Genomic DNA, 8,819 nt, shown 5'->3' with positions numbered 1-8,819 from the left:
GTTCCCACCATCGGCCTTCGTTTCGACGGATCCAGCGCCGATCTCTCGGCTGCAATTGCCGTCGCGGCCGGCAGGCTCCCGGTGATCGAGGCCGTGCTCGACAGGAAGACGGTGGTCGGCCAGGCGCGGCCCATGGTCGACACGCGGGAATCCACCGCACTCGGCACCGAGGACGTGTTCGCCCGTGCCATTACTCTGGTTCAGTCGGTCACCCGCGCGTTCGCGGCGGACCGGCTGCCACGAGAGGCAGCGGCTGAAATCCAAGGTCGTGGCGAGCGAGACGGGTTCATATCCGCCTATCTCGGCTCGGCGCTGCCGCGGCTCGGCCGGGAAGCGCTTCGGCGCGCGCGCTTCCGCCACGCGCATTGGCGTGTCGGCTATCGCTTTACCGATGCCCTGGGCGTCGCCGATACCGGCAAGCTCGGCACCGGCTGGTCGGTGCTGCCGGACCCGGGCGATCATTTCTATGCCGACCCGTTCCCCTTCTGGTGGCAGGGTCAGCCCTTCGTGTTCGTCGAGGACTATCCGCACGCGACCGGAAAGGCGGTCATTTCCGTTGTTCCGTTTGATGCGGATGGCGTTCCTGGCGAGCCTCGGGTCGTGCTTGAGGAGGCTCACCACCTCTCCTACCCGCAGGTATTCGAGCGCGACGGAGCGATCTGGATGCTGCCGGAGGCGAGCGCCGGCGGCAAGCTCACGCTCTACCGCGCCGCGGGCTTCCCGGACAGCTGGCTTGCCGAGACCGTGCTGGTCGAAGGCGAGATTTCCGATGCCACCTTGTTCGAGCATGAAGGCATGCTCTGGCTGTTCGCCACGGATCGTGACGGCCATGGTAGCACTTCCGACACGCTGGTGATTTTCTCCGCCCCCGCGCTTGCCGGTCCGTGGCGGCCGCATTCGGCGAACCCGGTCCTGATTGACCACCGCATGGCCCGCCCCGGCGGAGCCTTCGTCCGCAACCGCGACGGCCGCGTGCTTCTTCCGGTCCAGGACGGAACGTTGGGCTATGGCGGCGGGCTGGGCCTGTCGGAGTTGCTGGAACTCAACCAGCAGACGGTGCGGCTGTCGCCGCCGCTGCCGATCGATGCGGCTGGCGACTTTCCTTATCCGAAAATCCACACACTCAATCGGGCCGGGCGCCTGGAAATGATCGACGGGATCGCCGCCGTGCGCAAGCGGTCAGGCAAGCAGTAGCGCCTCGTAGCCCGCGCACATCCTGGCCGGCGAATACTTGTCCCGCAGCCGCCGTCCCGCCTCTGAAAGCCTGGCCTTGGCTTCCGGCCGCGCAAACAGATCGCCAAGGCCCCTGGCCATGCCGGCAGCGTCGGCCTCGACGAACAGTGCGGCGGGAGAGCCGTCCTCCGCGGTCAGCACCTCGCGCAAGACGTCGAGGTTGCTCGCCACGACCGGCAGCCCGGAAATGGCGGCTTCGACGCAGGCGAGGCCGAAGGTCTCCGTCATCGAGGCAAACGCATAGGCATCGCCGGCCGCGAGGAATTCGAAGATGCGCGCCGGCGGAACCTCGCCCACGAGATGCGGGCGGTCGGCCACGCCGCGGCTTTCGGCAAAGGCGACGAGCGCCTCGCGCTCCGGCCCGGCGCCTGCCAGCGCGACGTGGACGTCGGGCAGTCGATCGAGCGCGCCGACAAGCGCGATCTGGTTCTTCATCCGCGTCAGGCGGCCCGATGATACGGCCAGCCAAACGTCCTGCGGCAGGCCGAAGGCGGCGCGCGCCGCTGCCTTGTCGAATTCCTCGCCCGGCGCGGGTACGCCGTGATCGATGCGACGCATGCGCCGCCGATAGGAGCGCGGATAGCGATCGAACTGCGCTTGCGTCCAGCCGGAATTGACGACATTCGCCTGGTAAAGGCCGACCGTGCCCATCAGCTTGTCGATCTGGGAGAGCAGCCCCATGACGCCGATGCTTTGCGGGGCGGCGCTTTGGTTTGCGACGATGTGCCTGACGCCCGCCAGCCGAGCGCCGATCGTGCCGAAGATGTTGCCATAGTGTTGGTAAGTGATGACTGCGTCGGGGCGTGCCGCGCGCAGATATCGAGCCAGGCCGATGGTCGCCCGGATCTGCCCGGGGAATCCGCGCGGTCTATCCGTCAGGACGAAATCCACATTGGGATCGCGGTCGTAGGCTTCGGTCTTGCGGTACATGAAGACGGTGCGCACCTCGTGCCCGCGCGCCCGCAATCCCTCGCCCACCATGTCGGAGATCCGCTGCGCCCCCGCAGCCTCCGCCTGGGTCTGCACTTGGACGATCTTCACGTGCGCCCTTTCAGGAGGGCATGAGGCACCAGCCCGATCCTGTCCAGGGACAAGCCGAGGATCGACGGGTTGATGCCGATTCTGCGCCGGGCGATCAATACCCCGAAAGCCGTCCATGCGATGACGGTTCCGGCAATGCTGAGGGCCGCTCCTATGGACCCGAAGTAGTAAGTTGCGACGGCCGTCACGCAAAGTCCGACAACGTTGACGATGACCAGCACCTTGAAGAGCGCATGCTGCAGACCCGTCAACTGCAACAGGACTTCGATCGGGCCGCAAGCGGTGCCGAACGTCGCCCCGATGCCGAAGATGACGAGCGTCGCCCTCATGGTCGGCGTCGCATAGGCCGGATTGAAGATGGACAGGATGAAGTCGCCGAATATCCAGAAGGACGCCAGCACGCACAGCGCAATGGCCGAGCCGCCAAGCGCGGCGAGGCTGGTGATGCGTTGAACGTGAGCCCTGTCGCCGCTGTAGAAGGCCGCCGATATCTGCGGCGCCAGCGCCTGGTTGATGCCGTTGAGGGCAAGGGTCACGAAGCGCGTGGTCCGGTCCGCCACGAAGATCGCGCCTGCCGCCTCTGGCCCGAGGATCATCGCCACGAGCAGGGTGCTGACCTGGCCGAGCGCGGGCGGCAGCGAGGTGACGCCCCACAGGCCAAGCGTCACCGTCTTGAATTCCTGCTTTTGCCCTTCCGTGAGACCGCCGCGATCTGCCCGCGCTGTGTCGCGCAACAGCACAATTGTTTGCGGGACGACCGAGAGGATGAGCAGCAGCGCCGTCAGATATGTCGCCGCGATCGCATCGATCTTCACTTGCATGAAGTGCAGCGCCGCAACGGCGGCGATTGTCGTCGCGCGCCAAATGATGTCCCGCGGCAGCAGGCCCGATATCAGCGCGTTCTTGGCCCGGAAGGCGCCCGAGGTAAACTCCGACCAGCCGAGCGAGAACGACAGCACCGCCGCCGCCACGCATAGCGGCAGCCATTCCGGCGTTCCCCTGCCGACGAAGGGCAGGAATCCCACCACGATGATGAGCAGGCTGGTGCCGACAAGCCCGGCCAGCGCCACGAGGATGGCGCGCGCCATCAGCCCGTGAGCCGAGCCGAGATCGCCCAGCCCGGCATATTGAGGCCAGAATCTGAGCACGGTGCTCTGCTGACCCACTGAAGCGAAGAAGGAAACCAGGCTCGCGCCGGCATAGGTAGCGCTGTAAAGGCCGAACTCGCGTTCGTTCGTCGCCATCGCCACGGCCACGAACATCAGGAAGGACAGGCCCGCGCTGGCAAGCTTGATTATGCCGGCCACGGCGCCGCTCTTGGCAAGCGCCGTGACCGACATGCGCATGTCGGTCGCCGGGCTGGCCCCTGCCCCGGGGGCGGCCTCGCGGTTCCCTTTATTGTCCTTCAACCTCGCCTCCTGAGACGATCGGCGATGGGCTACCCGCACCTACGACGACGCTCAAAACCCGATCCTGCATAAGCAAAATGCCGCAACCGCGCCAGCGCGAACGCTTCGCATGGTTACCGGCATCGCCAGCGCCGAGCGCATCGTCACGCCGCCAAGCTTAACGGATGGCTAACGATAATCCTTAATACTGTGGAGACGAGTGAGGTCGTGAAGTCGCGACTCTCGACGAGGAAAATCGATGAAGCCAGCCAGGATCGACGAGCGCACTCTTCCGCCCTTGTTCGACATAGGTGCCGTGTGGGCCATCCTTTGGGCGCGACGCGTGATGGTGCTTGCCATCGCCGGCGCGGCAGTGCTGCTGGCGCTCTCCTATCTTGCGGTAACCAAACCAAGCTATACCGCAACGGCCTCGATACTGATCGACCCCCGCGACACGCGCGCGACCAATTTCAACAACGTGCTTCCGGGGATCGGCTCCGACAGCGCCGCTATCGCCAGCCAGGTCTTCGTCATCCAGTCGCCAGACCTGCTCGGCGCCGTCTTCAAAAGCCAGAAGCTCGACAGCGATCCGGAATTCGCCGGCGGCGGCCTTGCTTCACGTCTGTTCGGAGCCGGCGCAAGCGCGCCTCAGGACGCCGCCTTCAAGCGCTTCCAGAGCAAGGTTTCTGTCGAGCGCGAAGGGCTGACCTACGTCATCAATGTCAGCTTCACGTCGCCGTCGCCGGAAAAGGCCGCGCGCATCGCCAATGCCATCGTCGATCAGTACCGGGCAGGCCTGGTGGGAGAACGCGAAAGCGCCAACAGCGACGTGAATACGCTGCTCACGGACAGGATCTCCGGCCTGCAAAAGGACGTCAGCGACGCCGAGCGGACGGTCGAAGACTTCAAGACGAAACACAATATCGTCAATTCGACGGACGGCGGCACGCTGCAGTCGCAGCTCGATCAGCTGACGACGCAGCTGATCGCCGCCCAGGGCGACGCCGACCAGGCCAAGGACCGCTACAATCAGGCGCTGGCTGCGGGCAGTTCGCCGGCCGGGCTCGCCAAGCTTGCGGATATTCTTACGTCCACCTCGGCCATCAAATTGCGCGACGACTACAACCAGCGCGCCACCGAGCTTGCCAGCCTGCAAACCATGTACGGGCCGCGCCACCCCACCATCGGGCGGCTGCAGTCCGAGCTGGATAGGTTGAAGCGGCTGATGGCCGCCGAGGCGGATCGCATAAGGCAGCAGTTGAAGGCCAGCTATGATCTCGCCGTGCAGAATGTCGGCAAGCTGCAGGACAAGCTCGAAGCCTTGCGCCAACAGTCGACGAATTCGAACATCGCGCAGGTACAGCTGCGGCAGCTGGAATCGAAAGCCCAGGCGGCGCGCGCCGTGCTCGACGACTATCTCAAGCGGGCGCAGGAAACGTCGCAGATGCAGGGCGTGCAGACTTCCGAAGCGCGCAAGATCGGCGTGGCTTCGCCGCCTGTCCAGCCGACATGGCCGAAGCCGGTCCTGCTTCTCTTGGTGAGCGCCGTTCTGGGGCTCCTCGCCGGATGCGGCCTCGCTCTGGCGCTTGGTCCGGTCCCGCAGCCGCAAGAGGACCCGCAGGCGCCGAAGGCGGCCGTGCCGCAGCCGGTCGTGGACCGTAAGGACAGCGCGCCGGTCAGCCCCCGGCCATTGCCGATGCCAGCCAATTTCGGCGAGTACCGTCTGCCCGGCGTCGCCGGTGGGACCGCCTATTCAAACATCAAGGCGATCAGGAAACAGCTCTTCCAGACCGGAAACGAAACGCTGTCGCTCGCCGTCCTGAAGATCATGCGACAGATGGTCTTGCACCTGAACGACCACGGCAAACCGTTCGTCATCCTCGTGTCTTCGATCCACAGCAGTTTCGAGGCAAGGATTGCGGGCGCGATGCTGGGCATAGGCATGCAACGGGCCGATCAGAACGTGCTGATGGTGGAAATTGGCGATCGTCTGTCCAGCGCGACGACAGACGGCGCCGGATTGTTCATCGATGGCGCGACCGGTCTGCAGGCGATCGTGTGCAGCTCAGTGGCGGAAAAAAGTCCTGGCGTTGCCGATCGCAACTCGTTCCGTGGCATTCTGGCCGAAGCCGGGAGCGCGTTCGATTTCGTGCTCGTGATCGCGCCCTCGCTCAATGAGAACGGCTGGAATCCGGAGCTCTTCGCCAAAGCCGATCTTGCGCTTCTGGCGCTCAGCCCCTCCGAGCAGCCTTCGGAAGCCGCCAGGCTGCTCGCGCAAAAATTCGGTGCCGGCCAGATCGGTCGCAGTGCCACTCTTGTCGTCGCGCCGGCTGACGCGCGGCCAGCCGCGGCGATCGACAGTCCGCGAGCGGCCGGCGAGCAGCGCCGCAGCGCCGCCGCCCGGGGCTAGACCGTGGAGGCGGTGCATCGATGACATCGCCGCCCAAGGTGTCGAGGCGACAGGCGCTGGCCTTTGCCGCCGGAGCCGTTTTCGCGGCCTCCCCTCTGCCGCAATCCGCTGCGCTCGCGACGGCCGGCCACGTTCCGTCGCACGGCTTCAACCTTCCCGGATGGCTCGACCGAAACGATGGGCTTGCTCCCGCCACGGCCACGCTTGAGAAGCTGCGCCAATCAGGCTTCGAAACGATCCGGCTGCCGGTCAACGGCGATCTCGTCTCCAACGGCGACCCGGCAGCGCTTCGCCGCATCCAGAACGGGATCAGGGATCTTGTCGGGCTGGGCTTTTCGGTCCTCCTCGACATGCATCCTTCTGGCGAGCTCGTGGCGGCTTTTCGAAACGATGCCGAGGCGGCCGCAGGAAGAGTGCTTCAGGCCTGGATGGCGTTGCGTGCCGTCGTTGCCGATCTGCCTGCGGAGTGGGTCTATCCCGAGCTGCTGAACGAGCCCCCGATGGAACGGAGCGCCTGGCTGGCGCTGCGGGAACGGATCGCCGCGGCGCTGCGGGCGAAATGTCCGCGCCACACGCTGGTCTGGGGACCGGCACGGTTTCAGGGCATCTGGGAAATCGCCGACACGCCGCCGCTCGCCGACGACAACCAGATTGCCGCCGTTCACTATTACGCCCCCCTGGCCTTCACCCACCAGTGCGAGACCTGGGATGCCTCGCCGCTCGCCCGCATCGCGGACCTGCCCTTTCCCGCAAGCAAGGGAATGGCCCAGGTGAGCCGGCTTATCTCCAAACTGCGGTCGGCCGGCGACGAAGAAGCCGCCAACCTCGTTGAAGAGGAATTGTCGGCGCCTTGGACGGGCGCGCGGATCGGCTCCGATTTTGCCGATCTGGCGCGCTGGTCCACCACCAACGGCTGCCCGGTCATGCTGAACGAATTCGGTGTGCTCAACTTCTGCGTGGATGCAGAAAGCCGCGCCTCCTGGGTGCGCGCCGTGCGCAAGGCGGCTGAAGCGAACCATGTGGCATGGACCTATTGGGAGCTCGATCAGGGCTTCGGCTTCATCAGGAGCAGGCAGAGCGTCGAGGGCTTCGACGGCTCGATGATTGCCGCGCTCCTTGGAGGTTAGGCCGGAAATGGACGACAGGCGCCATCTACGCTTGCTGGGACAAGTGACGAGCGGAGCGGATCAGCGATGAGCACGACGCAGGTCTCTTTGCCCGTCAGACTGGGTTTGCCGGGCAGGGATACGCCCGAAACCTTGCTGCATGTCGGCACGGCCTTGCTTGTCGTTGCGCTGGCAGTCTCCGCATTTGCCGTGTGGACGCCGTTCGGGATTGCCGCAACATTCGTGCTGACGCTGATCGTTTCGAACGCGATGCCGGCGGGCGTTCCGGTGCTGATCATCTGCGCCTTTCTCTTTCAGAACCTCGTGGTCGCCTGGTTCACCCCCTACATTCCCGACAACGACACGTTCGACGCGCTGCGCGGCACCAACTTCATCATCCTGATGACAGCGTTCGGCATTTTCCTGGCCGCCTCATTTCAGTACCGCGTCCGCGCGCTGACCGAGTTGCGCCCGTGGCTGCTGCTGAGCATGGTCCTGTGCGGAACGATTTGTTTCTATTTCGCTCTCGGCGTCGTGCATGGCGACCCCAAGGACGCGGTCGTCTATTTCCGCAACACGATCACGCCGCTCGCCTGCTTCCACGTCGCGGTCCTCGCCGCCAGCCTTTATCCCGTCGATCTGCGCAAGAGCATGCTGTGGCTCGGCGCCGGCGCGATCGTCTATGGCTATGCGGAACTGACCTTCACCATGGATTTCCTCGGACTGTTCCACGGCGACCAATATGTCGAGCGCAGCATCTCGCGGCAGGTCGAGACCGGCGTGTGGGAAAAAGCGCTTCAGGAAACCGGTTTCGTTTACCGTGGGATCGAAGACGTGATGACCACGACCTTCTTCAACACGCCCCTGTTCAACGACATCCTGCCAAGCGTCTTCCGCATCGGCGGCCCGAACTTCCATCCGATCAGCTATGCTTACGCCTTAAGCATCATTTCGGCCTGGCTGCTCTTCAAAGGACGATGGGTGCTGCCTCTCGCGGCTCTGCCGCTGCTGCTCGTCATCGGCTCCAAGGGCGCGACCTTCATGCTTTTCGTCGCAATTGCCGTGCGGCTGATCCACAGCCCCTCCCGCGCCGGTCTGGCGCTCATGGGCGCGATGGCCCTGGCCGTGGTCTGGACGACGGCGGCGATCGGCTATGGCGCCACCCATGGCGACTATCACGTCCTCGGTCTGATTGCCGGCATGCGCGATTTCCTGGCCGATCCGCTCGGCCAGGGCTTGGGTCTCGGCGGCAACCTGTCGAGCACCAGCATCAATCTCAACTGGCAGACCGCCCAGGCCGAAGGCGCCGCCTCCGTGCCGGTCGAGAGCGCGGTCGGTGTCATGCTTTACCAGATGGGCGTGGGGAGCCTCGTCTTCTTCGGCTTCCTGGCGGCGCTGGCCGTGGCATTGCGACGGCAGCTTATCCAGACCGGCGACCCGGATTTCCTGTTCGGCTTTGTCGGCATCGTCACCATTTCGGCCAATGCCGTATTGCAGGAGGAGGCGTTCTACTCCCCTCTTGCCCTCGCCTTCTGTCTGCTGCTCGTGGGCGTCTCGCTGGGAACACGCTGGCGCATGGCCGCGGCGGCAAGAGCCGAAGCGGCGGGCTGGATTCGGATCGGCTGATTCCAGACCGGCTTC

The 8,819-nt window shown here is 65.1% G+C and carries 6 protein-coding genes; 4 read left to right on the top strand and 2 right to left on the bottom strand.

The window, feature by feature from the left end:
- Positions 1-81: 81 nt before the first annotated feature.
- Positions 82-1,194 carry a hypothetical protein gene (locus tag EOA32_RS07730; RefSeq protein ID WP_245499198.1) on the top strand — a complete coding sequence of 371 codons (1,113 nt, stop codon included), beginning with the start codon at positions 82-84 and terminating at the stop codon, positions 1,192-1,194.
- Here EOA32_RS07730 and EOA32_RS07725 read toward each other — a convergent pair.
- Together EOA32_RS07725 and EOA32_RS07720 are read right to left on the bottom strand one after the other, a co-directional pair.
- Positions 1,180-2,274 (bottom strand): glycosyltransferase family 4 protein, encoded by a 1,095-nt coding sequence (locus tag EOA32_RS07725; protein WP_128371376.1) that lies wholly within the window; start codon positions 2,272-2,274, stop codon positions 1,180-1,182. The two genes, EOA32_RS07730 and EOA32_RS07725, sit on opposite strands and share 15 nt — an antisense overlap.
- The gene (locus EOA32_RS07720; protein ID WP_128371375.1) at positions 2,271-3,683 is read right to left on the bottom strand and encodes a lipopolysaccharide biosynthesis protein; all 1,413 of its coding nucleotides are present in this window, start codon (positions 3,681-3,683) and stop codon (positions 2,271-2,273) included. Before EOA32_RS07720 ends, EOA32_RS07725 begins: the two co-directional genes overlap by 4 nt.
- A 238-nt stretch (positions 3,684-3,921) precedes the next feature.
- On the opposite strand from EOA32_RS07720, the gene EOA32_RS07715 reads away from it, so the two are divergent.
- The 3 genes from EOA32_RS07715 to EOA32_RS07705 all read left to right on the top strand — a co-directional run bounded on the left by EOA32_RS07715 (position 3,922) and on the right by EOA32_RS07705 (position 8,804).
- Positions 3,922-6,072 carry a GumC family protein gene (locus EOA32_RS07715; RefSeq protein WP_128371374.1) on the top strand — a complete coding sequence of 717 codons (2,151 nt, stop codon included), beginning with the start codon at positions 3,922-3,924 and terminating at the stop codon, positions 6,070-6,072.
- A gap of 20 nt (positions 6,073-6,092) precedes the next feature.
- Positions 6,093-7,199, top strand: coding sequence for a cellulase family glycosylhydrolase (locus EOA32_RS07710; RefSeq protein ID WP_128371373.1), 1,107 nt, complete (start codon positions 6,093-6,095; stop codon positions 7,197-7,199).
- Positions 7,200-7,265: 66 nt separating this feature from the next.
- Positions 7,266-8,804: a hypothetical protein gene (locus EOA32_RS07705; protein ID WP_128371372.1), complete on the top strand. Its 1,539-nt coding sequence runs from the start codon at positions 7,266-7,268 to the stop codon at positions 8,802-8,804.
- Positions 8,805-8,819: the final 15 nt, after the last annotated feature.

Origin of the sequence: Mesorhizobium sp. M1A.F.Ca.ET.072.01.1.1, assembly GCF_004023325.1 — a bacterium.
Classification (GTDB): domain Bacteria; phylum Pseudomonadota; class Alphaproteobacteria; order Rhizobiales; family Rhizobiaceae; genus Mesorhizobium.
This window is presented reverse-complemented; position numbering and strand designations above follow the sequence as displayed.